The sequence below is a fragment of the Virgibacillus phasianinus genome (assembly GCF_002216775.1).
GTDB classification, from domain to species: domain Bacteria; phylum Bacillota; class Bacilli; order Bacillales; family Amphibacillaceae; genus Virgibacillus_F; species Virgibacillus_F phasianinus.
This window is the reverse complement of the sequence record NZ_CP022315.1, coordinates 3,026,760-3,053,119: the sequence shown is the minus strand read 5'-3', so window position 1 is coordinate 3,053,119 and position 26,360 is coordinate 3,026,760. Positions and strand designations below refer to the sequence as shown.

The following is a 26,360-nucleotide window of genomic DNA, read 5'->3' as shown; positions in this document are numbered from 1 at the left end:
CGTGAAAACGATAACAAATATTACTGTATACCACACTACAAAATGTAGTATACAATGGCTATGCATTAATAAAATTGATCAATTATTTGGTCAATTGCATTATTTTTCATAATCACTTTTCCATATTCATTTAACCTTGCCGAAGTCACAATACTTGGTGAAGAAAACTCAGACAAAATTGCAATAACATTTTCTTTATACGACATATTTATTTCTTCATCCTGCAGTAAAATATAATATCGGTCGTTCATGTAATATACGCTTCCGCCTGTGATTGAAATATTATCAAGATAAGTTGCAACCTGAATCAAGTCTTCAAATTCCTGAAAAGAAAATATCAATTCATTACTTTCATCTAATGTAACTTTCATTTCAATAAAATCCTCATCCCAATTAGTATCTTCTATTTTCTGTGTTACATATACATGCATTCCCTGCGCCTGCATCAAATGAACATGTACAAGGAGCATTCCCTCTAATTCAATGCCAAGCTCACTACTTGCTTCATACATCATCTCACTAAATAGGCTCCCAGCATTTTTAACATCATGCCAAAGTTCTTGTGTTGTAAATCCACGTTCTATCAAGTCATCAAATGTCAAAAAAATGGTGAATTGATCATTAGAAACACGTTCAATACGCAATGTAGAAACCCCCTTCACACAGTAGTATGCCCCACACTAATAAACCATGTGTTTTATTACTTGTAATACTATATGCAACTAACATGCAGATTGCACATACACTTATACCTTTTTTTCAAATGTTAAGACATGGCATTCAGATTTTGTTCCTAAACGAAATGGAAGTCCTGTGTATCCGTAGCCTTCGCTAATTAGGATATTCGTATTTCTTCTCTTCGTATAGCTGCCTCTTTCGTAGAATCCATATCCGAATATACGTATTTGACCGCCGTGTGTATGGCCTGCGAGCACCAGATGTGCAGTATCCTGTTCATTTTCCGTCATATTTTCAAATGCACTCGGAGCATGCGTTACCAATACCGTATAGGCAGCGTCCATATTCTTTGTAGCCAGATCAAACCGGGCCTCTTTATATTTACAGCAATCAAGACCGACGAGGTTGAAATATTGTTCGTTGTTTCCTTTGACCTGAGTTGAATCGTTTGCCAGGATTGTAATGTTTTCTTTTTGAAGCATTTGATATAATGCTACAGGGTTTTCTTCATAATCATTATTACCCCAGATAAAGCAGATTGACTTGTTCCACTTTTTCAACATATCCAAATTCTTTCTTGTTCGTTTAAGCGGCACACCATTTTCTCTTAAATCGCCACCAATTATGATGAGATCAATATGCGAATCAATTTTATTTAATGTTGCCTGTTTTATGTTTCTTCGATGTATATCAGAAATGAAAAAAATCCGAAAAGAATCGAAACCCGCGGGTACGTTCTCATCGTTTACAGTTCGATAATCTATTGTATCATGATGTGCTAAATAAACCATATAAATAATGATCAATAAACCACAAATTCCTATAATCCATATATATGCCATTTATCATTATTCCTTTCATCTTTTCAATTATAAACACACAATCACACTTTTATTAAGTTAAAGAATAGGACAAATTATCAAATCATACAAATGAATAGATTGAAAATAACATAATGAAAGGAGATCCATATGAAAGGAAATCATGAATTTACACAGTTTAAATATTGGGAACCATACATCAGCCCATATGATCCATGCAAACCCATCAGAGTAAAAAGCTATCCAACCCCTCCCCAATTATATATCAACTTTCAACCGCCAGGATTACCACAATATAATCCAGAAGATGCATTATTCCATGGTACATTATGGCCTGCTCTATCCAGCCCATGGCCAAATCCAAATACAAAGGTTAGGGGTGATACAAATGAGTAAAACCATGCCACCTGAATATTATCAACTGCTTGAAGAAATCCAAGAAGTTGATTTTGTCTTGGTTGAATTGAATTTGTATTTGGATACACATAATCATGATTATGATGCAATCGAACAGTTTAATTTAAATGTTCAAAAAAGCAAACAATTAAAGATCGCCTTTGAAAAAAAGTTCGGACCACTTATGAACTTTGGTAGAAGCTATTCGAACTATCCATGGGATTTGGATGACACACCGTGGCCATGGCAGGTTTAAAAAGGTAAACGATTTGGATAATGATATTTAGTTTTACAATAGACGGGAGGAAACATGTTGTGTGGTATTATGAAAAAAAACTTCAATATCCGGTAAAAGTAAGTGTCTGTAATCCACATCTGGCTAAGCTTCTCACTGAACAATACGGTGGCGCTGACGGAGAATTGTCTGCAGCGTTACGTTACTTAAATCAACGGTATACAATTCCGGATAAAGTAGCTGGATTATTAAATGATATTGGAACAGAAGAATTTGCCCATTTGGAAATGATTGCTACTATGATCTATAAACTGACTAAAGATGCCACAGCGGAGCAAATGGATGAAGCAGGGTTAGGTGGTCACTACACTGGTCACAGCCTTGCTTTGTTCCCAGAAAATACGGATAGAACACCATGGACGGCTTCATATATCCAGGCTAAAGGTGATCCTATTGCTGATTTATATGAAGATATTGCGGCTGAGGAAAAAGCAAGGGCAACCTATCAATGGATCATTAATTTAAGTGATGATCCAGATTTGAATGACGGTCTTAGCTATTTGCGGGAAAGAGAAGTTGTTCACTCGATGCGATTTAGAGAAGCTGTTGAATTACTGAAGGAAGAACGAGACCGCAAAAAAATATTTTAGATTGAGACTATTTTCGCATAGTTTGTCGCAAATATCACCGTAGTTTATATAAATTGCGACATAACTAAAAATCATGTTTGGTGGTCCAGCGACCGCTACGGAAAGCGCAGTATATTCAAGATGCAATGATAGATCCACCTATTTTGTACTACATTTACTTTTTTCAGTGGCCTTGCGGGTTTCTTGAGGAGGCTTAATTCTTGCCCTCGAAAAGCAATGGTCTGCAGCGGAAAACAATCTAGCGCATACGTCGCAGTTTATGGATTTTGTGAAAAAACATCTTATAGAAAATAGTCTAAATTAAAAGAGTGTCGCTGCTTCAGTGACACCCTTTTTACATATTATAAATTCATGGACAATTGGATTAATTCCTCTTGCCAAAAATAATAAACGACTAAAAAAACAAGTATTAGCAGAATAATAACAACACTGAATCGAACGAATGGCTTACTTATTTTTATTCTAGTGTGGTTCTTTCTATTACCATGAACCTCTTTTCGAGGAGGAAGATTTAAGATATCAATATCCCGCGTGAATTCGCTATTCTTATTAATTCTGTCGGTTGGTTCTGTTTTTTTCGGTTCACCATTATTTTCTGCATCACTAGATCGATTATTTTCATTTTCGTTCCCTTGTATTTCATTAAATAATTTATGGAGGTCATTTGCCTGTTCCTCTTCTGCCGTGTTTTTCTCAGTCATACTTAGCACCTCTTTTTTGAAAACGTATTACCAGTCCAAGAATAAAATCAACCATGAAATGAGCCACAATCGTTACCAATAAGCTTTCAGTTAACACAAATATATATCCAATATAGAAACTGACAAATAATATAGAAACTAACAACACAGGCTTCTGTAAATATCGAAAATGCACCAAGGCAAATAATAAACTTGCAACAGAATAACCAAATGAGGTTTGGAGTACACCACGAAATAATAATTCTTCCGCTATCGAAATTAATAGTGTTAAAAAGAAAATTTCACCCACAGACAGATTGCTGAAGATCCTCTCGTTAATGCCCCCATCGTCATAATGTTTCTTCGGAAATGTATACATACATGCTAAATCAAATAGCACAATCAAGATTCCAGGAATAACTCCATAATACAAGACATCAAAAATGGAAAACGTTAGGTAATCCATCCACATAGCAAGGGAATCAAATAAAAAGTTGCTTAAAAAGAAACCTATGAAAATCAGAACAAGCTGGGATATAATCAATTGGACCTTAAGGTCATGATCAGATAATTGTTTGATAATATCACTCTGTTTACGCATGGTTGCCTCCAATGTTGCCAAGCAGAAATCTTCACGAAATTAATTGACTTATGGTACCTTTGCAGCCCCTTCGGTTGAAAATAAAGCTGATAGTTTTTCTTTCCATGACTGGTTACGCTGTTCAATAACAGTTGGGATTGGATTCCAATTTTCCAGATTAAATCCACAATTGCTGCAGCAAGCGTGCAGCGGCTGCTTAAATGTTGATTGAAATCCTTTATAAAGCTGCTCCCTAAGACAACTTTTCGTTTCTACCCAGGAAGTCATCTGAAGTAACTTTTGTTCTTTTAACTGGATACGATTATAAACAATTGAGTTGATTGAATGAAAAGCGGCCTTCCAATTTTCCTTTTGATAAATGATTTGATTTCCCTTTATCATACCATGCTTTTCAAGATGATAGTGTAAAAATCGCCATTGACTATCATTAAGATGAAAGAGTGTTTCAATCAATTCTACCTTATATGGAATTTGTTCTGATTGTTTATACATTCTATAAAGTTGTTGGAAAACATAGACTAACGCTTCTTTTTGTGGTAGTTCATGCTCGATTAACCTTGCTGGAAGAAAATAATCGTGTTCAGAATAGAGAACGAGACTGACACTTTCATTCCCGTCCCGCCCGGCCCTGCCGACTTCTTGAATGAATGACTCCAGTTGTGTTGGAAAATGATAGTGGATGATGAACCGTATGTCTTTTTTATTGATCCCCATCCCAAAAGCACTTGTACAACAGATAACATCTAATTGATCGTTCATAAACTGCTGCTGTATCGAAATACGATCTACGTTTTCCATTCCTCCATGATAGAAAGCCACTCGCAAAGAAGGGTGCTCATTTAATAAAAATGCTGTAAATTGTTCCGTTGCATTTCGACTTGAAAAATAAATAATAGTGGGAACACAAATACGATGAAATATTCGGCTTATTTTTTCATTTTTTTCCATGTCATTGGCCAGCTTTTCTACAGAGAAGACAATATTCTCACGGTCCATTGGGTAAATGTGATCAACCATATTTGGACGTTGAAGTACCTGCTTAATATCCCGCTGTATTTCGTTTGTAGCAGTTGCACTCAAGGCCAATACGGATGGATTATTCAATTCAGCAACTACTTCGCTCAACCGTAAGTAATCAGGACGGAAATCATGGCCCCACTGGGATATGCAATGCGCTTCATCAATTACTAGCAAATCCACCCTCACCTGTTTTAGATAATCCATTAACTCCCTTTGCTGCAATAGTTCTGGCGAGACATAAATCAACTTATATTGATTTAACAGGCTATATACTTTCTTCCGTACTTTAGGACTTAAAAAACTATTCAATGCTACTACTCTTTTAAAGTTTGATGCTTTAAGCTGTTTCACTTGATCAATCATAAGTGAAATTAGTGGTGAAACCACAATTGTAGTTCCGTTTAAAAGTTTGGCAGGAAGCTGAAAACACATTGACTTTCCCATGCCTGTAGGAAGTACTCCTAATACATCTTTACCCTGCATAACATCATTTATTATTTCCCTTTGGCCAATTTGAAACGATGTGTAACCAAAATGATCATGTAATTCCCGTTCTAATTCATTGTTATTTATTATTTCATTCATGCTGATCACCTGCATCTTGCATAGTTGCGAGAACTAACCGGATTTGGAAATAACTGATATCCCGGTCAATCATCTCTTTTATTGCTTTTAGTTTATAAGTGTTCTCACTCTTTATTGCCGCCATTATTTGACTATGCTCCTGCTCTGAAACGTATTCTATTATCGGGAAATTATCCGTGAACAAAGCAACCTCCACAATATGGTCATAGACAGTATTTTCTTTTAGCTTCCGAATCTGGCCAATGTCTTCAATTGAATAGTTTTCCTTCAACAATTGAAAGGTTTGCTTTGCTGAATTTGTAATAAACTGGTTATTCCTAAGATCCTTAAGGAGCATTTTAAGTGCAGGAAACCTAGCAGGATCACGATATATGTTACCTAATAGCGAATGATTCATCCGCTCAAGGATAAAAGGAATATCAATTTTTTCTTTGTCATAGTCATGTGCCAATTGATCCGTACTTTTTCCGTAATGATGATAACCGGATAAATGATCAACATACATCGACGCCTCCTCATCCGAGAATGAATCCATTAATTGATAAAGCTCCTTATAAAGCTGTTGAAAAAAGGACTCTCTTTGGTGATTTAGTTGCTGAAAGATAGTTTTCACCCAACGCATTATTGGTGTTTTATCATTAATAGGGATAAATGAATAATAATTATTACAGCTATTCGACATTGTTTGAATGAGCAATAACAATCGATCATGAAAAATCGGTGATGAGGTGTGATACATTATCCCATTAAATTCATGCAATTTAAGAGATTTATTGTGCTCTTTCAACCAGGCGATTCCCTTTGAAGTTACCAAACATCCCATTGATTCATGCAATTCCAGCAGTTGATCAGAGACCATCGCAGCTACCTTTTTGTCATAATCATGTTTATGTAATGAACGATTAATTCCGTATAAGTTCCTTAATTGATAGATATGAGAGTCCTGAACAGTTTGGATCGATTTTCTACCGGAAATTAAATGATATATTGCTGAACACGTCCGGCTGCGGTTGAACCGTAAGCTGCTTTCTAATATAATTCCATCTGCTAACATGTCATTGCTCCTAATAAAAGTTTTTATTAAAACTACCATTGGTTGAATTGTATATGTTTACGTCTTACAATAAAAGAATGGAAGTTTAGCTCAAGGGGAGACTTATCATGCCTAAATATACAATTGTAGATAAAGAAACGTGCATTGCATGTGGAGCATGCGGCGCAAGTGCACCAGATTTATATGATTATGACGATGAAGGTCTTGCGTATGTAATTATTGATGACAATGAAGGAATTGCAGAAATACCAAAACCGCTTGAAGAAGATATGATTGATGCGTTTGAAGGCTGTCCAACGGATTCTGTAAAATTATCAAATGAAAAGTTTGAAGGAAACCCATTACGATTTGAAGAAGAATAAGACTACTAATTCCATTAACTATATTGAAAAGTCACATTTCATTATGTCCAAAACATCACTACACCTAGCAAAAAGGTATTATCCTTATACTAATTTGTGACAAATCTAAAGTCAACATAAAAAATACCAACTTGTGTTAGTTGGTATTTTGCAGATAGAATCGTCCTTTTGCATATTTTTTAAAAAAGTACGAAATGATTGGATATAAAAAAACCATAAATACACCGTTTCCGATTGCATGTGCTGTATCAAATGGAAGTCCCGCCAAATAATACGGAATGAATTCACCAGCTATTGTAAATGTCGTTAACGAGAGGACAAACCCATATAAATATCCGCAGAAGACTCCGAAAATGGTTAGCAGCAGTAAGGAATGTTTTCTTCTGTATTTTCCAATGATCCCACTGATCAATCCAATTATTGCCCAGGCAACAATCTGCCAAATTGTCCATATTCCCATTCCTAATATCATATTGGTCAGAAATGCAGTCAACACTGCCAACGTCATAGCAGCAATTGGTCCAAGAAACAAGCCGCAAATAATAATGATTGCAGTAACTGGTTGAACATTTGGAATAAAAGAAAACGCAAATCTTCCGACTACACCAAGCGCTGCCAGGAGCGCAAGTAATGTCATTTTATACGTGTTCATTCCTTATCATTCCCAAGAGTGTAAATCAAAGTTGACGGAATCTCCAGGTGTTAGTTCAAGATCACTTGCTCCAACACTTGCTGACTCTCCATTAATGGAATACATCCAAGCCATTTTCTCGCTTTTCTTGGCTTCTATTCCTTCAATTGTTGTGATAAATCCTCCATCTTCTTTGAGATCAAAGTTTTTTTTCATCACGTCCATAAGAATTGCTCCATCCTCAATTGGGACTTCTTTCTTTGTAACGGTTTCTTCCCCTTTTTTCTTTGTAACGGAGATAGTTACCATCTTTTCTTGGTTTTCATTATCCGATGCATTACTTTCACTTGATTCTGGTTGATTATTTGCAACATTTGATTGCTCATTATCTGCACCCTCAGAGTTGCACCCACCTAGAATACCAATAACAGCTATTAATGAAACTAGAAATAACTTCATCTTGCTCATTCCTTAAAACCTCCAAGTATATAATTGTGAGGAATAGACGGCAGATACCCGGATAAACATCTATGATGATAAATTAAAAAAGCTAACTCTTCAAAGAAGAGTTAGCTTAATAAGACAATCGAATAATTTATCACAAAAAACTATTTTCCGGTTATCTCAAGTCGCTTGATCCTCGAAGCATTGAAACATGAGAAAAGGCAGGTCTACTGACTTCTGATATCATCCTACTTTAAGCCCTTCCCATATGATTCCATACAGTGGATTCACTTATTTCGTACATCATTTACAGTTGCGAGGACAGTCCCAGCTTTTCACTAGGTTCCCTTTTAAGCATATGCACCATTTTCACTTATTGTATTCAATTAGTTTACCTTGTAATGCTACCAAACTATCACGGGATAAGCAATTTTTTAATGTTTTTTAAAGAGGAATTTTAAACGTAAATGTTGTCCCTTCATCTAATTTACTTTTAACGGAAATGGTGCCCTGATGAGCGTCAATTATATTTTTAGCAATTGCGAGCCCTAAGCCCGTCCCCTTTTTTTCCTTATTTCTAGTTCTAGATTTATCCGCTTTGTAGAAGCGTTCAAACACAAATGGAATGTCCTCTTCCGGAATACCACTTCCACTATCAGCAATTGAAACGCGTAATTCGTCGTTATGGATCGCTGCATTTACGTTTACAAAACCGTTCTTATTCGTGTGCCGAATCGCATTGTCTATCAGGTTGGTAAATACCTGCTCCAATCGATCTGGATCAATCAGAATAAAGGTTTCTTTAATATTTGTTTGCAGTGTTAAGTTAATATTATTATCCTGCGCTATTCCGTTAAATTTCTTAATGATACGATTTATATAAGCATTTGCCTCTACTTTTTCTAAGTTTAGCTGAATATGCCCAGCTTCCATACGAGCCAAGTCCAATAATTCATTGACTAAACGACCCATTCGAAGTGATTCTTCATGTATTATTTTTGCCAACTCCTTTTTGTCTTCTTTCGACTCTGCGACATCATCTACGATAGCCTCACTATAACCTTGCAGCATGGATATTGGCGTCCGTAACTCATGCGAAACATTTGCAATGAAATCCTTCCTGAGCTTATCTAACCTGCGTTCTTCCGTCATATCCCGAATAACAGCTACAGCACCGCGTACATAGGATTGATCATACAATGGAGTCATGATCATCACCCAGTTTCTGCCCTGCAGACTTATTTCATGTATTGCTGCTTCCTCACTTTTAATAACCTCTTGTAAAATAAGATTTAGATCTCCTGGCAGCTGATTATGTGATTCAGACTGTTGGCTGCTGTTTTCAAAATACCAGCTTTCAATAAATTGTCGTGCTGGAGGATTTGTGACAATCATATCCCCATTGCGATTGAGCGTAATAACACCATCTGCCATCGAACTAACAATACCTGACAACTGTTCTTTTTCCTGACGTAATGCGTTAATATGGAATTTCAATTGTCTTCCCATTCTGTTGAAGGCCATTGCGAGCTCCCCAATTTCATCATGTGTTAAAATTGGCACCTTCGTATTAAATTCTCCCCTTGTAAGGTCAAATGCTGCTTCCCGCATTTTAATTAATGGAGAAGTGATCCTTGTTGAAAGGAAAAAGGCAAAAATGGTGGTTAATATTATTGCTATTCCAGCTGCGAGAAAAATTATTTTAGTGGTCTCCGCTTTTGTTTGATCAACTACATCTAATGATTGATAAACATAGACGGCACCGTTTTTATCGCCAAATGGAGTACCCACTATCATGACTTTGCTTTCACTATTTGGTATGGTAATCTGCTTTTTAACATTTTGGTTTTTCGATATGACTTCTTCTAATGTTTTGTCATTTTTAATCCATCCCGGCTGGAAGGAAGGTAAATCATCATTGCTGCTTTTTGATACCCAAAGCGTTCCGTCGTCCAAAATAATTGCGATTCGGCTGGAAGCGTCTTTGATACGATTAGTTGTTTCATGAATTAATTTATCATCATTGTACTGCTCAACCATCTCAGCTACCTTTGTTGCTGTTTGCTGTAAATCTTTTTCTGCTTGATCAATATGAAAGTTCTCAAAAAACTCAAGCAAAAAGATGGTCAGAATAAATAATACAAAAGAAACTAGCAATAAAATAGTTACCGCTAGTTTCCCGACTACACTACGCCAGAACATTAAACATCATCTACCTCAAATTTATATCCAACACCCCATACTGTTACAATCATCTTGGATGCCTCATTAGATACTTGATTTAATTTTTCCCGTAAACGTTTCACATGTGTATCCACCGTACGTAGATCACCAAAGAATTCATATTGCCACACTTCTTTTAACAGGTGCTCCCGATTAAAAACCTTGTCCGGTGCTTTCGCAAGGAAACATAAGAGCTCATATTCTTTTGGCGTTAGACTTACTTCTTTCCCATCTGCTAGAACACGGTGTGCGTCATGGTTGATGGATAAATGGGGAAACACTAACATATCCTTAGGTATCGTATCACTTTCATGGAAGCTGGACTGGGTTGATCGTCTAAGTATCGCTTTAACACGTAACACTACCTCACGTGGACTGAAAGGCTTTACAATATAATCATCTGTACCTACTTCAAATCCTTGGACACGATTTGCTTCTTCACCCTTAGCTGTTAACATAATCACAGGTGTCTGTTTCTCTTTCCTTAGTTCCTGACATACCTCTATACCGTCCATTCCAGGCATCATAATGTCAAGTAAGATAACATCATATTCATTGTCAAGTGCCATCCCCAACGCGTCAGCACCATTATCAGCTTCCTCAACTATAAAATCTTCGCGATCCAAATACATTTTGATGAGATGGCGGATTCGGTCTTCGTCGTCTACCACTAATATTTTTGCATGTTCATCCATGTGTGATTTCCTCCTCTTTTATTTCCCTGTATGGAAAAACAAGGCATTATTAATTCTAATGAATAACAATGCCCTGTTTTAAACTACTTAAGCGTACGAATGCAAACCGGCTAAGACAAGGTTCACTGCAACCAGGTTAAACATGATAATTGCAAATCCCCCAACCGCTAGCCATGCCGATTTCTCACCATGCCAGCCTCTTGATAGTCTTAGGTGCAGGAAGGCCGCATAGAAGAACCAAGTGACTAGTGCCCATACTTCTTTAGGGTCCCAGCCCCAGAATCTATCCCAGGCAATTTGCGCCCAAATGGAAGCGAATATAATACCCCCAAGCGTAAATACTGGGAACCCAATTGCTACTGCTCGGTAGGATATTTCATCCAGCAAATCAGGCTTCGCTTTCATTAATGCAGGTTTTATTGCTGCACCAATTCGTTTCCGCAGAATAAGACGGAGTAGAACATATAAGATAATCCCTACAAACACAGACCATATTAATGTATTGAATTTTCTTCCTGCATCGGCACCATGCATCCATGAAGGGGCTTCAAACCATGGTTCCATTACACCCTCGGAAAGCAACTTTCCTTCATATGGACTGACTATTGCAGGTAATTGATAGTCTGTAGTCATTGTAACATTTGTATTTGTGGTATATTCAAATTCTGCGTTATAACCCGCAACCTGGAAAATTACGTTAATTAAGCTAAAGCCAATAAAAATAATTAACGAGAACAATACAATTTCAAGCCAGGTTGTACGCTTGTCGCTCTTCGTTTGATCAATTGTGCGGATTAAAAAAATTAATCCAGCAACAAAACTAATGGATAGTATCGCTTCGCCGATTGACACCGTCGTTACATGGATGTACAACCAATAGCTTTGTAAGGAAGGAACTAATGGTGAAATTTCAGTCGGGAACATACTTGCATAGGCAATTACAATTAAGGCAATTGGTAATGCAAACAATCCCAGAATGCTCACTCGATAGATAAAGTATAGGATGATAAACGCGAACACCATTGCCATGCCAAAGAATGTCACAAATTCAAATAAATTACTCACTGGAGCATGTCCACTGGCGATCCACCGTGTAACAAAATATACAAGTTGGGATAAGAAACCGATTATCGTAATCGTAATACCGATTGTTCCAGCTTTACCCTTTTTCCCTTTGCTGCGTTTATCGCGTATGGTTGCACCAAAGAAAAATGTCGCAATTAAATATAAGATAAATGCTGTAAACAACATAGTATTACTTATATTAAGCATTGTATCCATATAAATCCTCCTTCAAAATGAGATGTTTAATCTGGTAATTCTTGTTGATCCTTCACCATTTTAATAGATGTATTTGAGATCGCTTTATCAATATCATTTTTAATACCATGCCAGTTTTTGTTCGTATGTGCAGCCAACAAAAGCTTTCCTTTTTTAGGGTGTATCCAAATTCTTCTATGCTGCCAGTACATTCCTTGAATGACACCAAGCATAAAGATAATAGCGCCAATAATAAATAATGGCAATGTATAATCTCTTCTTACAGTTATTCCACTTACATCCCGCAATTCAAAATCCTGTAATCCCAATTTATATTCGTTTTCACCGGTTGCATCAATGTTTTTACGAATTCCTACAAAACTGACTTCCGGTTTATCCGTGTTCGGTGGATAAATAAAGAAAACAAATGCTGGATTTCTCGGGAATTTTGACTTGGACCTTGGCTCCCCATCATCCAAGTAATATTCAGGATAATACTGATTTACCACTACCCGGAATCCGTTATCAAGGTTATATTCCGATTTAGGATTTGTCAGATCAATTTTGAATGCTTCCAGTGCAGTTTCATCTGGGTCATCGGTTTTGTGTATCTTAAATGACATACTTTTAAATTCATTCTGTTGATATCCAGCTTGGTACAATGTATACCCATCAAATTTTAGCGGATGATTTAATTTAATGCTTTTTTCCTCAACCTTCTCTAATTCAGGATCAGATCCTGCAACAGAGTCAGCCTGTTTCTTGTATACAACAAGGTCGGTTTCAAAGCTTTTTGCAACAACACCATCTTTTTTGATTGCCTCTTCAAATCGTTCATTGTCTTTATCATAAGTTTCTAGTGTAAAGTCTTTGTTTTTGGCATAGTATTCACCATGAGTTCCAGGGATAACTTGTTGTTCTCCCTCACGCAGCCACATATACTCATCAATATACATTGGCGTGGTCATGCGTAAAATTGCGGCAATCAGAACGATAATCAGACCAATATGGTTTACATAAGGACCCCATCTTGAGAATCTTCCCTTTTCAGCCAGAATATGTCCCTTTTCCTCCCGGACGTTATAATGTTGATTCTTCAATGCTTCTACAACTTGATCCTTTTCCTCATCAGTAATATCTTCTGACTCACTGTATAACCGTTGGCGGTTCAGGAATGTTTCATGTCTTTTTGGTTTTTGTGTTTTCAGTGCCTTATATAACGGTACAAACCGATCTATACTGCAAATAACTAAAGAAATACCAATTAGTGCAACTAATAACATATACCACCAGGAACTATATAAATGATAGAAACCTAACTGATAATAAAGTTGACCAAAAATTCCATATGTATCCTCATAGAAAATAGCAGGGTCTCTGGAAACCGCACTTGCAGGAATGTATTGCTCCTGTGGAAAGATGGTGCCAATTGCGGACGCGATTAATGTTAAAACAATTAACCATACCCCTACCTTTACAGAAGAAAAAAAGTTCCAGATTTTATCTATTATTGATTTTTTATATGTTTGCGAACGGCGGGCGCTACCATCATATCGCATGTTCAATAGTCTCGTTTTATCATTTCCATCAATATGCTGGTTTCCTTCAACTGGCTTTCCACATGCCTCACAAAGGACTGTGCCCTCCGGATTAATGTGTCCGCATTCACATTTAACTTTATTCATTCGTATCCCTCACAATAGTAGTGTCCAAATTTACTCAGGTTGAATTTTTTTTAAATAACCTTCTAGCTTATCCAGCGTTAGTGCACCTTCAACAATATCCACCACTTCACCCTCCGGATTTATAAAAAATGTACTCGGAATGGGTCCCACCCCGTATAAATCCATTACTTGATTTGTTTTATCATGTGGGACTGGAAATGTTATATCATACTGGTCGATGAATCGGTTAATGACCAGTTCTGTTGAATCAAGGCTTACCGCAACTATTTCAATCCCTTTATCTTTGTACTCAGGATACAGTTTTTCCATGAATGGCATTTCCGCCTCACAGGGTTTACAATATGTAGCCCAAAAATTCAACATGACCCCTTTCCCTTTCAAATCACTTAATTCCACTGTTTCCAGTTCGTTATTTTCATTGATTTGTTCCAGTTTAAAATTAGGTGCTTTGGAGCCCACGTCTATTTTCGTTGTGTCTTTATTAATATTGGAAATAATTGCATATGCAACAGCTGCCAGTAAAATAACTAAGACAATTGAACGAAAGATTAGTCGATTTCGTTTTTTACGTTTTTTATTTGCTTTTATTTGATCAACATTCAAAGAATCTCACTCCCATGACATTATACCATGTGAACACAAAGCCAAATTTGACTATTATTTAACAATTTCACTGGCAATGTGCCGCATTTGCTTCACTTCATGCGGTGTCAGTGCCCTTGCATCTCCAGGCTTAAGCCCTTTCAATGTTAACATCCCATATTTCTCCCGTTTTAATTTTTGAACCGGAAAGCCTATTTGCTCCATCATTCTTCTAATATGTCTATTTTTCCCTTCATTTAATGTTAATTCAATAATCGAGGTATTTTTACTTCTATCTGTCGATAATAGTTTATAACGTACCGCCCTTAAAACATCATTCTCCACTTTTATTCCTTTACGTAGGATGTTTAGTTCGCTTTTCTCAGGTATGCCACTAACCTTGGCAACATATACCTTATCAACTTCGTGTTTGGGATGCATAAGAAGGTTTGCAAAATCGCCGTCATTTGTCAAAAGCAGGATGCCTGATGTATTGTAATCCAATCGTCCAATTGGAAATATTCGTTCAGGAACATCCTTAAGGAAATCCGTTACGATTTTTCGATTCTTTTCATCTTTTAAACTGGAAATTACACCTCTTGGTTTATAGAGCATGTAATATACTGGCGCTTCCTTTTGCAGTGGAATTCCGTCAACCACAATTTCGTCCGATAAAGAAGCCTTTGTGCCTAATTCCGTTACAACTTTATTATTTACCTTTACTTTTCCATCTACAATCATTTGTTCAGCTTTCCGCCTTGAAGTCACACCGCTTTGTGCAATAATTTTTTGCAATCGTTCTAATGAGTTTGTCATCTAATCACCAAGTTCTTTCTATTTTTGTTAATTGCAGAACAAAAGCGTTAACAGAACGCTAACGCTAATGCTACACCTATTTTATCCAAATACAAGCGTTACAATTACGATTGAGGCTATTATACCAAGTAGATCGGCTAATAGTCCAACCTTTAGTGCATACCGCATCTTTTTAATACCTACTGCACCAAAATAAACGGTTAGGATATACAATGTTGTATCTGTACTTCCCTGCATAGTAGATGCCAAACGTCCTATAAAGGAATCAGGTCCAAAGTTTTCGATTAAATCGGTTGTCATGCCAAGGGCCGCGGTTCCTGATATTGGGCGAACAAGCGCTAAAGGTATGATTTCCGGCGGTACACCAATCATAACTAAAACTGGCTCAATTAAATGAATAAATGCTGTCATTGCCCCTGATGCCTGCAAGATAGCTATCGAAACGATCATTCCAACTAAAAAAGGAAGTAGAGAAAATGCCAATTTGACACCTTCCTTACCTCCTTCTACAAATGTTTCGTATGTGGGAATTCGTTTATAGGTTGCTGTTAACAAAACAACTAAGATGAAACAAGGAATTAGCCATGCACTAACTGTTGTGATGAAACTCATTTATTATCTCTCCTCACACTTTTAAAGTAATAATAGCGATCAATAATAAGTGCACTTACAGTCGAAACAATCGTTGCGATAATAGTGGTTCCAACTATTTCAGTTGGAGATACCGAATTGTATTGCATTCGGATAGCAATTACCGTTGTTGGAATTAATGTGAGGCTGGATGTATTGATAGCTAAAAAGGTAATCATGGATCTGGATGCTGTATCGGTTCCGCTTAACACTTTCATTTGTTCCATAGCTTTTATCCCCATTGGTGTGGCAGCATTTCCAAGTCCAAATATATTGGCTACAATGTTTGAAAGGATATAGCCCATAGCAGGGTGATCTCTTGGTATTTCCGGAAAGATCTTCTCTACTATTGGTCTAAATAAACGAATTAACCATTTCAAGACACCTGCTGATTCGGCCACCTTCATGATTCCAAGCCAAAATACCAGTATACTGATTAATCCAATTGATAATGTCACAGCATTATTTGCACTTTCAAATAATGCTTTATTTACATTTTCCATTGTTCCATTAAACATCGCATATACAATGCCGATCATTGCCATGCAGGCCCAAATTAGATTAACCATTTACATCTAACCCTATAATCTGTCTATATATATTCCCAAATCCTTCTAAAAAATCATTTGAATGTTGGGGTTGGGCCATCGTTGGTTGATCCGCATTTTTAAATCCCCACTCATACAAATTAATATGATCAACCCAATCATCTGGATCTTGCAAGGTTACAGCAATTAAATCGACTCCGTTCTTGGTTGCAGTAGACACCAAGGTCCTTCCGGCTGCCTTTGTGTAACCGGTCTTTCCACCTGTACAATATTCATAATATGTGGTGAGCAGCTTATTTTTGTTCTTCCAGGCATACTCTCGGGATTCAGACTTATACATCTCAGTTTTTGTTATTTTTTCAAATACCTTATTGTCCATCGCATACTGCATTAGCAGGGCCATATCATAGGCTGTAGAGTAATGCGCTTCCCCGTCAAGCCCGCTTGGATTTTCGAAATGCGTATTTGTCATGCCAATCCAGCGTGCCTTTTTATTCATTAGATAAACAAATCCTTCTACACTTCCCCCAACATATTCACTAATTGCGACTGCAGCATCATTTCCAGAGCGCAGCATTAGCCCATAAACAAGATCCTTCAGTTTCATTTTTTCACCTTGCTCTAAGTAAATAGACGAACCCTCTGTATAAACTGCTCGTTTACTAGCCGTTACTGTTTCGTTCATTTTTCCTGACTCAATCGCAATAATAGCTGTCATAATTTTTGTGATGCTTGCAATCTTTTCTTTTTCATGTGCATTTTTTTCAAACAGGACTTCGCCAGTGCTTTCATTGATCAATACTGCATTTATAGCTGAAACGCTTGGTTTCGCCAATCCATGAATAGGAGACAGTAGTATCAACCCTATCAATAAACAAGAAAGAAAGATTATCCGCATAAAAGGGTCCTCCCAAGAACTTTAGTCTGTATAGTCTATGCTTGGCCAATCCCGATATGAATAAATCACATAAAAAACCTATTTACTGGGATAAACACCCCGTAAATAGGTTTATTCATTGTCATTAAATTTTTGAAAAAACAAATCCGCTTCTTGTTCAACATCACTATTCTCTACATTTTCCGGAAGTGGTGGCAGCTCCTCAAGGGAAGAAAGACCGAAGTAAGTTAAAAATTCTTTACTCGTACTGAACAATACCGGTCGTCCAATAGTCTCCCTTCTTCCGACTTCCTCAATCAATGCTCTTGCCAGTAATGTCTGGACGGAACGATCGCTTTTCACCCCGCGAATTTCTTCAATCTCCGTTCGCGTTATTGGCTGCTGGTAAGCAATGATGGCAAGCGTTTCAAGTGCTGCTTGTGACATTTTGTTCATTCTTGGACTCTCAAACAACTTTTGAACATACTTGCTGTGCTCAGGCTTTGTTGTAAGTTGAAATGTATCATGTGATTGCATAATTCTTATGCCACGGTCTAGACACTGATAATCTGAAATTAATTCTTCTATTAAATGTTCTGTCGTTCCCTTATCTGCTTCAATAATTCTGGCGAGTTGCTTGATTGTTACTCCAGCATCCCCGCAGGCAAATAATAATCCTTCTATCATACCTTTTTGCTCGGCTTTCTCCACTATTGATCCCCCATATAAAAGACCTGTAACAGTTCAAGATGCTTGCTCTGCTCACAGTATACTTGCTTTGTCTTCATTAATTCCAGTACAGCTATAAAAGTTACCACAATATGTGCACGGGACTGATAGACAAATAGGTCATAAAAAGAAATTCCCCGGTCCGCCTCTTTTACAGTATCCAGTATTTCGGTCATTCTTTGTTCAATTGGGATGTCTACTCTTTTAACTTTTGTGTCCAATGGCTCAGTCCACTTTTTACGTTCAAACAATTTATTTAATGCACCTAACATGTCATAAATAGATGTATCGTCATTCAGCATTGGCTGTTCTACTTCCAAAGGATTAAATAAAATTGGTTCACGGGTATATACTTCAATGGATTCCACTTCCTTATCCCGTAGTGTTTCCGCTGCCTCTTTATATTTTCGATACTCAATCAAGCGCTGCATTAATTCCACGCGGGGATCCTCCATATACTCATCTGCTTCTTCATCAACAGATTCATTTGGTAATAACATTTGGCTTTTTAAGGCAATTAACGTAGCTGCCATTACCAGGTACTCACTTGCAATGTTTAATTCGAGACGCTGCAACGTATGTATATATTGCATGTATTGTTCCGTAATTGTTGCAACAGGAATATCATAAATATCAACTTCATATTGCTTTATCAGATGAAGTAATAAATCAAGCGGTCCTTCAAATGTATCTAGTTTCACTTGGTATGCCTGATTCATGATATTTTCTCCCTTTCTTAAAGATTAAATGTCTAGCTTCAGCATCCAGCAACTAGTGAACTTCCTTCACCTTCGTACGATAAGGTCAAAATCGGTTCGCTTTAAAGGGAAGGCCGACTAACTTCGGGCTGTCGCTCAGCTTGGCATACCCCTCTTGCAGGGGTATGTTTCCTTTATGTCCTACGGAGGAGTGTTCGATTAAAAAATCGCCGCTTTGTGCGGCAACATCGAACCATCCGTATTGCACGGATGCAGCCCATACGTGGCTATACGGGCACTTGCGCCGCTTTTCTTAAAAAATATTAAACAATTTGTCATATCCGCCTATACACTGTGGCTCATGTCAACATAAGTTAATAACGTAAGATAAATGTTTAGAAACATTTAAAAAGGAGGAATTTTATTATGAGTGGTTCTTATGGCGGTGGCTTTGCGTTAATCGTTGTATTGTTCATCCTTCTCATTATCGTCGGAGCAGCATGGATGTAGTTTTAATAAAGCAAGTCAGCTAATCATACCAAAAGCCAGCCCATATTGTACACGGGCTGGCTTTTGGCTTATTCATCCTCATTGATAGCCTCATCACATTTATTATAAAAATGCTGTGTTAATTCATTAGCGCATACAGCGTATTTATCCTGATAAATTTTATTTACCCCATTTACCATCTGTTTGCCAATTCCTGTGTTACGATGCGAAGGACTTACTGAGATATGTTGGATTACTGCATTTATATCATCTTCAATCCTTACGCCTATTGCACCCACGACATCTTCCTCTTTCCACAAATAGAGATGCCAGTTTGGATTAGTTTCATATTCTTTAATTGTTTGCTGCAATTTTTTTACTTCCTTTTCTTCAGGCATGAAGGAAAGTAAGCCCATCGCAATTTTTTCTAAGTTTTTCTTAAATCGAATTAACATAGATACCCCTCATTATGAAAATAACTTACCTGCTATGAGAATAAAAAGATACTCTATCCTGCAGTGACATCACCCTATTATGCTATCTATCCTTACTCAATTGTTAAACCATTCTAGGCAGAAGTTGTATATATAGTTATGCCTTACATTACATCAATTGTCAACTTTTAATGCTGGCCTAGAATGCAAAAATTAGCCAATAAGCTATTCCCCAAATAATGCAAACTGCAACCAAAATTGAAAATAGAATCCAGTTCTTTTTCCTCTGACTCAAGTGCCTTCATCCTTTAACAGCATTTACTGATTTAATCTAAATCATACTACTATTTTACTGATTTGTCATGGACAAATAGTAATCTATTAATCATTAAAAACTTTCATTTCTTTCATTACATCGCCATTATGCATTGCTTTTGCATGCTCAATTCCAGAAGTCACTTGCCCAAAAACAGTATGAACACCATTAAGGTGCGGCTGTGCTTCGTGTACAATAAAGAATTGACTGCTTCCGGTATCCTTGCCAGCGTGCGCCATTGATAATGAACCTTCAACATGCTTATGCGGATTTCCTTCTGTTTCACATTTGATTGTGTAACCAGCAGAACCGGTGCCATTCCCTTTTGGGCACCCACCTTGGCTTACGAATCCGTCAATGACACGATGAAATGTTAATCCATCATAAAAGTTTTCATTTGCCAGTTTTTCAAAGTTTGCTACAGTGCCAGGCGCTTCGTTTGGGAAAAGTTCAAATTCGATTTTATTTCCATTTTCCATTACTATATATCCTTTTTTAGCCATTTCATTATCCCCTTTTAAGTTAAATTCAGGTCACAACCCATTCCTTATCTTATCACTTTATCGCATTTATTCAAATAACTATTATTCATAGGAAAGGTCATTCCTGCTGACATCCTGATAGGTTTCCCGCTTTACCACTAATCTATCTATTCCGTTTTCGACAAAAACTACAGCTGGATTCGGGAATCGATTATAATGATTCGCCATTGAATAGCCGTACGCACCAGTAGCAAAAACTGCCAGCATATCCCCTGATTCCACCTCAGGTAATGGAAGGTCCCAGATTAACATATCGCCCGATTCACAGCATTTTCCTGCGATAGAACCATTGTTAACTGTTTCTGCATCAGCTTTATTTGCTAGGACCCCCTCATATTCCGCCTGATATAATGCAGGGCGGATATTATCCGTCATTCCCCCATCAATAGACAAATAGGTTCTAATACCTGGAATTTGTTTTATCGATCCAACTGTATAAAGGGTTATACCCGCGTTGCCCGCAATTGAACGGCCCGGTTCTATCCATATTTCCGGCATTGGTATGTCAATACTATCAGCATGTTCCTTAATGGCCTTTGTAATGGAATGCACGTACTCTTGCAAATCAAGTGGTTCGTCTTTTTCAGTATAACGGATGCCAAAACCGCCACCAACATTCAAAACATCAGGTTCAAAGAGATAGTTCGTTTTCCAATTAGAAATCGTCTCAAATAATAGATTAATTGTTTTCTCATAACGGTCCGTTTCAAAAATCTGGGAACCAATGTGGCAGTGCAATCCCTTTACATGAATTTGCCGATGTTCACTTAACTGAAGAAATGCTTGTTCAGCCTGTCCATTTTGTAAACTAAATCCAAACTTTGAGTCTTCATTCCCCGTCATGATGTACTGATGCGTATTCGACTTCACTCCAGGTGTCACCCGTATCAAAACATTAATTTCATCATTTCTATTTTGCAAAATCTTCTCGATTAATGATATCTCATAAAAGTTATCAACCACTATACATCCAACACTATTTTCAATTGCCATGAGCAATTCATCATAACTTTTATTATTGCCATGCAAATGTATTTTCTCTGTTGGAAACCCTGCTTTTAGTGCCGTATATAATTCACCCTCTGAAACAACATCCAGGCTTAACTTCTCCTGTTTAATCACTTGAAGCATCGCAACCGATGAAAAAGCCTTACTTGCATATGCGACTTGTGCCTGTATCCCTAATTCCTCAAAGGCATTAACAAAAGATTGGCAGTTTTCTCGAATAATAGACACATCATAAACATATAAGGGTGTCCCATATTTTTCAGCAAGTATCGTTGAATCCATTCCACCAATTTCCAAATGCCCCTTTGCGTTTACAGCGAATGGATGATTATTAATAATCATTAAAGTGTCCCCCGTTCAGTGAAGCATTTAATATTAAAAATAACTTTACCATACGTTTTAAAAAAACAAAAGCACTCCCTTCAGAGTGCCTTGCATGTTTACCTAAGTTCATCCTTTCTAGGTGGTTGTCTGTAATTGTTTTTAGGATGAACAATACTTGGGCGGTCATTGGATAAAGGAACGGGAACACGGAAGATTACCTGTACCATTGCTTTTGGATTGAATGGCAGTAACGGCCACAAATAGGGTGTGCGAATAGATTTTAAACTTGTCAAAAATAACACATACAAAGTAAATCCAATTGTCAGTCCTATTAACCCAAAGATTGCTGTTATTAATACCAATATCATTCTTGCTAATTTATTGGCTGAACTTAATTCATAACTGGGAGTTACATAAGAGCCAATCGCGGCAATTGAAATATATAAAATAACTTCGGGACTGAACAATCCCACATCAATTGCAATTTGTCCAATTAATACAGCTGCGATTAAACCCATGGCGGTTGATAATGGCGTTGGGGTGTGTATGGCAGCCATCCTTAAAAATTCAATGCCAAGATCCCCCATAATAATTTGAACAAATACCGGAACATTGCCTTTTTCATTCAATCCAATAAATGACAATTTATCCGGCAATAGAGAAGGTTCCATGACGAACAACAGCCATAATGGAAGTAAAAATAGGGACATTAAAACCGCGATATATCTTGACCAGCGTATGAATGTACCGACAGCAGGTGCTTGCCTGTATTCTTCTGCATGCTGCAAATGATGGAAATAGGTTGTCGGTAAAATAATTAAACTTGGCGATGTATCAACTGTAATTAGGACATGACCCTCAAGCAGGTGATTTGCAGCAATGTCAGGCCTTTCCGTATACCGAACTAACGGATATGGGCTCCACTTTCGTTTGATGATAAACTCCTCAACTGCTTTATCGGCCATTGTTATCCCATCAACTTCGATTGCCCCGATCTTTTCTTTAATGACTTCTACAAGCCCATCATCGGCCACATCCTTTAAATAGCTTACACATACGTCTGTTTTTGAACGTTCACCCACTTTTAGCATTTCATTGCGAAGGCGGGCATCTCGAACCCTCCTCCGAGTTAATGCTGTATTTTCGATTATATTTTCGGTAAACCCGTCTCTTGAACCACGAACTACTTGTTCTGAATCGGGTTCTTGCGGCGTCCTGCCTGGATAATTTCGTACATCAACAACATATGCCTGTTTCTCACCATCCATAAAGACCACGGTTAATCCAGATAGGATTTGATCCACCGCTTCATCCATCGTTTTGATGGCTTCCACCTGCTGATGGATTAAACGATTTTTAATAATTTCAGGAATCTTTTTCATATTGCTTTCTTTATCATTAATATCTACCAACTTTTTGATTACTTCCAATACAACGGAAGAATCAGTAAGGCCAGTTACATAATATAATTGAATTTTCTTTTTCATGATAATTATTTCCCGAAAACCGAGATCGAACGACTTACCCGTACCGATTTGTTCTTTCATAAAAGCTTCAACGTCATCGATATTCGACGGAATGGGCTTTTTAGATTCATTGGATTGTTTTTTCGCCATAGCATTGCCCTCCAGTAATCTAGATTGGTTATTTCACAAAAAACGTCCATTGAAATAAGGATCCGCCAATTTTACCAAAAACAATTGCCATTAATAACCAAAGCAACTGCTTATCCACTCCAATACGTTTTGATAAAATCGGAAATACGTTCAACACTTCTGTCAAAGCCGCAGCAAGCATTCCAACAAATATTCCGTGAAACACACCCCATATCGCTAAAACGAGCAGCGGCTGATTCCATGTAGTTGCAGTAAATGACAGATAAACACCAAATAACGATCCCGCAATTACACACGGACCATAGAGATTGATCAGTTTCATTGATCGACTTAACTGAATTAGCCTTGGGACAATCCCAAGTACCATTAAAAATGCTACAAAACCTGAACCTACCGCAAGCCCACTAGCAAGCCCAATAATCATTTCAACAAGCTTAATCAGTAACATATTAATCATTTTAATTTGTTCTCGTAGGATCTTACGTATTGATCGAGATCTTGTTGATAATTAAAAATTTCGATTTCGAGCGGGCTTGGTTCTTCATTAAAGCGTTTTTTAAACCAATGGTTAAAGTAGAGCAGCATTCCAATTCCAAGTCCAAAAGAATAGGGAATTTGAATCCATAATGGAAAATCATTATGCTCCCCGGTCAGCAGATAATGAAGCTTCTGTTGAACAGCTTGCATACTGACGTCATAATGGAAATTCATGATTGTCATGGCTGTTCCAATAAATAATAATAACCAGACAAACGATACAACCAGCACCGAAGTCTGTTTTTTTTGCTTCTCGACTCGAATGATGGTCTGCTCGGGACCAATTAATTGAAATTCTAAGTTCGGCCATAATTTGGTTAAATGATCAATAATTAAAAATCCGTCAATTATTACAATGTTGTTGTCTTTTTGTGTGATACGATATATAGGTGTTTCTTCCAATTGTTTTTTTAGTTCTGACGGTGCAGAGGTGTAGGCGATATCTTTTAATTTCACATATTGTAGCTTTTCTAAAGTAATACTTTTCTTCATTCGTAAGTAGACAATTTCCATAACTACAATCACCCCTTATGAACAGTTATTTCTCTTTAGTATTTGTTAAAAATACTATTTTTATCACGCAAGTTTTTAAGACCGTATTCCTTTACAAAGAAAAAACACCACTTATAAAAGTGATGTTTGTTTTAATCCATTAACTTTTTCATTTCGTCCAGTATCTTTTTCTCTAACCGGGAGACCTGAACCTGCGATATTCCAAGCCGATCCGCAACTTCTGATTGTGTTTTATCCTTATAATAACGCAAATAAACGATAAGGCGCTCTCGTTCATTTAACCCCCTGATGGCCTCCTGCAGTGTTAATTTATCAAACCATTTTGTATCCTGATCAGCAATTTGATCCAAAAGTGTAATTGGATCGCCATCGTTTTCAAAAACGGTTTCATGGATGGAATGCAATGTTTTCGTTGCCTCTTCCGCCTGAACCACTTCTTCAGGCGTAATTTCCAGAATATAGGCAATTTCATTCACAGTTGGTGATCGACCAAGCTCTTTGGTTAATTCATCGCGTTTTTTACGAATTTTATTACCGACTTCCTTAAGTGACCGACTGACCTTGACACTTCCATCATCTCGGATAAAACGCTGAATTTCACCGATAATCATCGGCACTGCATAGGTAGAGAATCGTACATTATAGGATAAATCAAATTTATCGATAGATTTAATCAGCCCGATACTGCCAATTTGAAACAGATCGTCTGGATCATACCCACGGTTAATGAATCGTTGAACAACTGACCATACCAATCGCACATTCCGTTCGACTAATATATCTCTTGCTATTTTATCTCCATTTTGACTTTTATGAATGTATTCTTTCACTTCTTTATCCGTTAATTGTTCTTCCCGTTTATGATGCTTTACATTTACATCCATAGACATATCCCTATTTGCAGACCGTTTTACTTGTTGTTAATTGCTTTTTCATCATAACGGTTGTGCCTTCTTGCACGGTGGAGGTCACATTAACGGAATCCATAAAGTTTTCGATTATAGTAAAGCCCATGCCTGAACGTTCTAATTCAGGTTTGGAAGTGAATAAGGGCTGGCGAGCTTCTTCGATATCGATTATACCAGTACCCTTGTCCTTGATGGTAAGCTCAATTTCATCATCGTACAATTTACATTCCATTGCTATTTTATGGTCCGGTTCATTATTGTAACCATGGATAATTGCATTGGTTACTGCTTCAGAGACAACCGTTTTAATTTCAGTTAACTCATCCATTGTTGGATCAAGCTGTGCGATAAACGATGCGACTAATACACGTGCAAATGATTCATTTTCACTGATACTGGAAAACTCTACATACATTTCATTTTTCATGACGCCACCCCCAACGTAAATAGTGCACTCTGTTCATCGTCCTCCAAGCGGATAATTTTAAACAATCCTGACATTTCAAACAACCGTTTTACCGGAAGTGAAATTGAGCAGACTACCATTTCCCCTCCAAGCTGCAGAATTTCCTTATATCTGCCTAACACAACACCAAGACCCGAGCTATCCATAAACGTTACCGATTGTAAATTTAATATGACATGCTTTACAAGATTCTTTTCAATCATATTCTTCCACTGGGTTCTTAACGCTTCTGCTTCATGGTGGTCTAATTCTCCCTCCAGTCGAACAATAAGAACATCTTCAACTACCTCAAATGTAGAATTCATCC

General features: G+C 37.3%; 33 protein-coding genes and 1 riboswitch. Of the genes, 5 read left to right on the top strand and 28 right to left on the bottom strand.

Annotated elements, in window-relative coordinates; genetic code table 11:
- Window positions 1–65: 65 nt before the first annotated feature.
- On the bottom strand, window positions 66–644 hold the full coding sequence (locus CFK37_RS14725; RefSeq protein ID WP_089062579.1) for a genetic competence negative regulator: 579 nt from the start codon (window positions 642–644) through the stop codon (window positions 66–68).
- 102 nt (window positions 645–746) lie between these two features.
- Complete coding sequence (locus tag CFK37_RS14720; protein ID WP_089062578.1) at window positions 747–1,520, bottom strand: metallophosphoesterase; 774 nt, start codon at window positions 1,518–1,520, stop codon at window positions 747–749.
- Window positions 1,521–1,649: 129 nt separating this feature from the next.
- Between CFK37_RS14720 and CFK37_RS14715 the strand changes: the two genes are divergently transcribed.
- Genes CFK37_RS14715 through CFK37_RS14705 form a run of 3 tightly spaced genes read left to right on the top strand, consistent with a single transcriptional unit; the run spans window position 1,650 to window position 2,780 of the window.
- Entirely contained in the window at window positions 1,650–1,895 is a 246-nt protein-coding gene (locus CFK37_RS14715) for a spore coat associated protein CotJA (protein ID WP_089062577.1), read from the top strand.
- Window positions 1,888–2,151, top strand: coding sequence for a spore coat protein CotJB (locus CFK37_RS14710; protein ID WP_089062576.1), 264 nt, complete (start codon window positions 1,888–1,890; stop codon window positions 2,149–2,151). Before CFK37_RS14715 ends, CFK37_RS14710 begins: the two co-directional genes overlap by 8 nt.
- Before the next feature lie 59 nt (window positions 2,152–2,210).
- On the top strand, window positions 2,211–2,780 hold the full coding sequence (locus CFK37_RS14705; RefSeq protein WP_089062575.1) for a manganese catalase family protein: 570 nt from the start codon (window positions 2,211–2,213) through the stop codon (window positions 2,778–2,780).
- A 341-nt stretch (window positions 2,781–3,121) separates the two neighbouring features.
- On the opposite strand, the gene CFK37_RS14700 is transcribed toward CFK37_RS14705, so the two are convergent.
- Genes CFK37_RS14700 through CFK37_RS14685 form a run of 4 tightly spaced genes read right to left on the bottom strand, consistent with a single transcriptional unit; the run spans window position 3,122 to window position 6,720 of the window.
- A complete protein-coding gene (locus tag CFK37_RS14700; protein ID WP_089062574.1) occupies window positions 3,122–3,481 on the bottom strand; it encodes a hypothetical protein in 360 nt (119 codons plus the stop codon).
- A complete protein-coding gene (locus CFK37_RS14695; protein WP_089062573.1) occupies window positions 3,474–4,061 on the bottom strand; it encodes a CPBP family intramembrane glutamic endopeptidase in 588 nt (195 codons plus the stop codon). Before CFK37_RS14695 ends, CFK37_RS14700 begins: the two co-directional genes overlap by 8 nt.
- Window positions 4,062–4,109: 48 nt before the next feature.
- Window positions 4,110–5,666 (bottom strand): RecQ family ATP-dependent DNA helicase, encoded by a 1,557-nt coding sequence (locus CFK37_RS14690; protein WP_089062572.1) that lies wholly within the window; start codon window positions 5,664–5,666, stop codon window positions 4,110–4,112.
- On the bottom strand, window positions 5,659–6,720 hold the full coding sequence (locus tag CFK37_RS14685; RefSeq protein ID WP_157724856.1) for a YpbB family protein: 1,062 nt from the start codon (window positions 6,718–6,720) through the stop codon (window positions 5,659–5,661). The genes CFK37_RS14690 and CFK37_RS14685 overlap by 8 nt, the downstream gene beginning before the upstream one ends.
- 107 nt (window positions 6,721–6,827) lie before the next feature.
- Between CFK37_RS14685 and CFK37_RS14680 the strand changes: the two genes are divergently transcribed.
- Window positions 6,828–7,082: a ferredoxin gene (locus CFK37_RS14680; RefSeq protein ID WP_089062570.1), complete on the top strand. Its 255-nt coding sequence runs from the start codon at window positions 6,828–6,830 to the stop codon at window positions 7,080–7,082.
- A 136-nt stretch (window positions 7,083–7,218) separates the two neighbouring features.
- Here CFK37_RS14680 and CFK37_RS14675 read toward each other — a convergent pair whose 3' ends face one another.
- The 13 genes from CFK37_RS14675 to CFK37_RS14615 all read right to left on the bottom strand — a co-directional run bounded on the left by CFK37_RS14675 (window position 7,219) and on the right by CFK37_RS14615 (window position 18,921).
- Complete coding sequence (locus CFK37_RS14675; protein WP_089062569.1) at window positions 7,219–7,734, bottom strand: ECF transporter S component; 516 nt, start codon at window positions 7,732–7,734, stop codon at window positions 7,219–7,221.
- 6 nt (window positions 7,735–7,740) lie between these two features.
- Complete coding sequence (locus tag CFK37_RS14670) at window positions 7,741–8,181, bottom strand: DUF4430 domain-containing protein (protein ID WP_089062568.1); 441 nt, start codon at window positions 8,179–8,181, stop codon at window positions 7,741–7,743.
- Window positions 8,182–8,360: 179 nt separating this feature from the next.
- A riboswitch (cobalamin riboswitch) is annotated at window positions 8,361–8,541 on the bottom strand.
- A 60-nt stretch (window positions 8,542–8,601) separates the two neighbouring features.
- Window positions 8,602–10,359 (bottom strand): ATP-binding protein, encoded by a 1,758-nt coding sequence (locus CFK37_RS14665; RefSeq protein ID WP_089062567.1) that lies wholly within the window; start codon window positions 10,357–10,359, stop codon window positions 8,602–8,604.
- Window positions 10,359–11,075: a response regulator transcription factor gene (locus tag CFK37_RS14660; protein WP_089062566.1), complete on the bottom strand. Its 717-nt coding sequence runs from the start codon at window positions 11,073–11,075 to the stop codon at window positions 10,359–10,361. Before CFK37_RS14660 ends, CFK37_RS14665 begins: the two co-directional genes overlap by 1 nt.
- An 87-nt stretch (window positions 11,076–11,162) precedes the next feature.
- The gene (gene ccsB, locus CFK37_RS14655) at window positions 11,163–12,356 is read right to left on the bottom strand and encodes a c-type cytochrome biogenesis protein CcsB (protein ID WP_089062565.1); all 1,194 of its coding nucleotides are present in this window, start codon (window positions 12,354–12,356) and stop codon (window positions 11,163–11,165) included.
- 26 nt (window positions 12,357–12,382) lie between these two features.
- Window positions 12,383–14,020, bottom strand: a complete 1,638-nt coding sequence (gene resB, locus CFK37_RS14650; protein WP_089062564.1) for a cytochrome c biogenesis protein ResB — start codon at window positions 14,018–14,020, stop codon at window positions 12,383–12,385.
- Between the two features lie 30 nt (window positions 14,021–14,050).
- Window positions 14,051–14,623, bottom strand: a complete 573-nt coding sequence (resA, locus tag CFK37_RS14645) for a thiol-disulfide oxidoreductase ResA (protein WP_089062563.1) — start codon at window positions 14,621–14,623, stop codon at window positions 14,051–14,053.
- Window positions 14,624–14,677: 54 nt separating this feature from the next.
- Complete coding sequence (locus CFK37_RS14640; RefSeq protein WP_089062562.1) at window positions 14,678–15,418, bottom strand: pseudouridine synthase; 741 nt, start codon at window positions 15,416–15,418, stop codon at window positions 14,678–14,680.
- 81 nt (window positions 15,419–15,499) lie between these two features.
- Complete coding sequence (locus tag CFK37_RS14635) at window positions 15,500–16,030, bottom strand: spore maturation protein (RefSeq protein WP_089062561.1); 531 nt, start codon at window positions 16,028–16,030, stop codon at window positions 15,500–15,502.
- Window positions 16,027–16,617: a nucleoside recognition domain-containing protein gene (locus CFK37_RS14630; protein ID WP_089062560.1), complete on the bottom strand. Its 591-nt coding sequence runs from the start codon at window positions 16,615–16,617 to the stop codon at window positions 16,027–16,029. The genes CFK37_RS14635 and CFK37_RS14630 overlap by 4 nt, the downstream gene beginning before the upstream one ends.
- Window positions 16,610–17,494, bottom strand: coding sequence for a D-alanyl-D-alanine carboxypeptidase family protein (locus CFK37_RS14625; RefSeq protein ID WP_089062559.1), 885 nt, complete (start codon window positions 17,492–17,494; stop codon window positions 16,610–16,612). The genes CFK37_RS14630 and CFK37_RS14625 overlap by 8 nt, the downstream gene beginning before the upstream one ends.
- Before the next feature lie 111 nt (window positions 17,495–17,605).
- A complete protein-coding gene (gene scpB / locus CFK37_RS14620; RefSeq protein WP_425445388.1) occupies window positions 17,606–18,160 on the bottom strand; it encodes an SMC-Scp complex subunit ScpB in 555 nt (184 codons plus the stop codon).
- A gap of 23 nt (window positions 18,161–18,183) precedes the next feature.
- Window positions 18,184–18,921 (bottom strand): segregation/condensation protein A, encoded by a 738-nt coding sequence (locus CFK37_RS14615; protein ID WP_089062557.1) that lies wholly within the window; start codon window positions 18,919–18,921, stop codon window positions 18,184–18,186.
- A 405-nt stretch (window positions 18,922–19,326) separates the two neighbouring features.
- On the opposite strand from CFK37_RS14615, the gene CFK37_RS14610 reads away from it, so the two are divergent.
- Window positions 19,327–19,410, top strand: a complete 84-nt coding sequence (locus CFK37_RS14610; RefSeq protein WP_089062556.1) for a YjcZ family sporulation protein — start codon at window positions 19,327–19,329, stop codon at window positions 19,408–19,410.
- 68 nt (window positions 19,411–19,478) lie between these two features.
- Here CFK37_RS14610 and CFK37_RS14605 read toward each other — a convergent pair whose 3' ends face one another.
- From CFK37_RS14605 to spoIIAA, 9 genes are all read right to left on the bottom strand, one after another.
- Window positions 19,479–19,844, bottom strand: coding sequence for a GNAT family N-acetyltransferase (locus CFK37_RS14605; RefSeq protein WP_089062555.1), 366 nt, complete (start codon window positions 19,842–19,844; stop codon window positions 19,479–19,481).
- A gap of 360 nt (window positions 19,845–20,204) precedes the next feature.
- The gene (locus tag CFK37_RS14600; protein ID WP_089062554.1) at window positions 20,205–20,642 is read right to left on the bottom strand and encodes a peptidylprolyl isomerase; all 438 of its coding nucleotides are present in this window, start codon (window positions 20,640–20,642) and stop codon (window positions 20,205–20,207) included.
- A gap of 81 nt (window positions 20,643–20,723) precedes the next feature.
- A complete protein-coding gene (gene lysA, locus CFK37_RS14595) occupies window positions 20,724–22,031 on the bottom strand; it encodes a diaminopimelate decarboxylase (RefSeq protein WP_089062553.1) in 1,308 nt (435 codons plus the stop codon).
- Window positions 22,032–22,129: 98 nt separating this feature from the next.
- On the bottom strand, window positions 22,130–23,629 hold the full coding sequence (locus CFK37_RS14590) for a spore germination protein (RefSeq protein ID WP_089062552.1): 1,500 nt from the start codon (window positions 23,627–23,629) through the stop codon (window positions 22,130–22,132).
- A gap of 28 nt (window positions 23,630–23,657) precedes the next feature.
- Window positions 23,658–24,086 (bottom strand): stage V sporulation protein AB, encoded by a 429-nt coding sequence (locus CFK37_RS14585; protein WP_089062551.1) that lies wholly within the window; start codon window positions 24,084–24,086, stop codon window positions 23,658–23,660.
- Complete coding sequence (locus tag CFK37_RS14580; RefSeq protein ID WP_089062550.1) at window positions 24,083–24,679, bottom strand: stage V sporulation protein AA; 597 nt, start codon at window positions 24,677–24,679, stop codon at window positions 24,083–24,085. Before CFK37_RS14580 ends, CFK37_RS14585 begins: the two co-directional genes overlap by 4 nt.
- Before the next feature lie 131 nt (window positions 24,680–24,810).
- On the bottom strand, window positions 24,811–25,563 hold the full coding sequence (gene sigF / locus CFK37_RS14575; RefSeq protein WP_089062549.1) for an RNA polymerase sporulation sigma factor SigF: 753 nt from the start codon (window positions 25,561–25,563) through the stop codon (window positions 24,811–24,813).
- A 10-nt stretch (window positions 25,564–25,573) separates the two neighbouring features.
- Window positions 25,574–26,014 carry an anti-sigma F factor gene (spoIIAB, locus tag CFK37_RS14570; protein ID WP_089062548.1) on the bottom strand — a complete coding sequence of 147 codons (441 nt, stop codon included), beginning with the start codon at window positions 26,012–26,014 and terminating at the stop codon, window positions 25,574–25,576.
- On the bottom strand, window positions 26,011–26,358 hold the full coding sequence (spoIIAA, locus tag CFK37_RS14565; RefSeq protein ID WP_157724924.1) for an anti-sigma F factor antagonist: 348 nt from the start codon (window positions 26,356–26,358) through the stop codon (window positions 26,011–26,013). The genes spoIIAB and spoIIAA overlap by 4 nt, the downstream gene beginning before the upstream one ends.
- Between the last annotated feature and the right edge of the window lie 2 nt (window positions 26,359–26,360).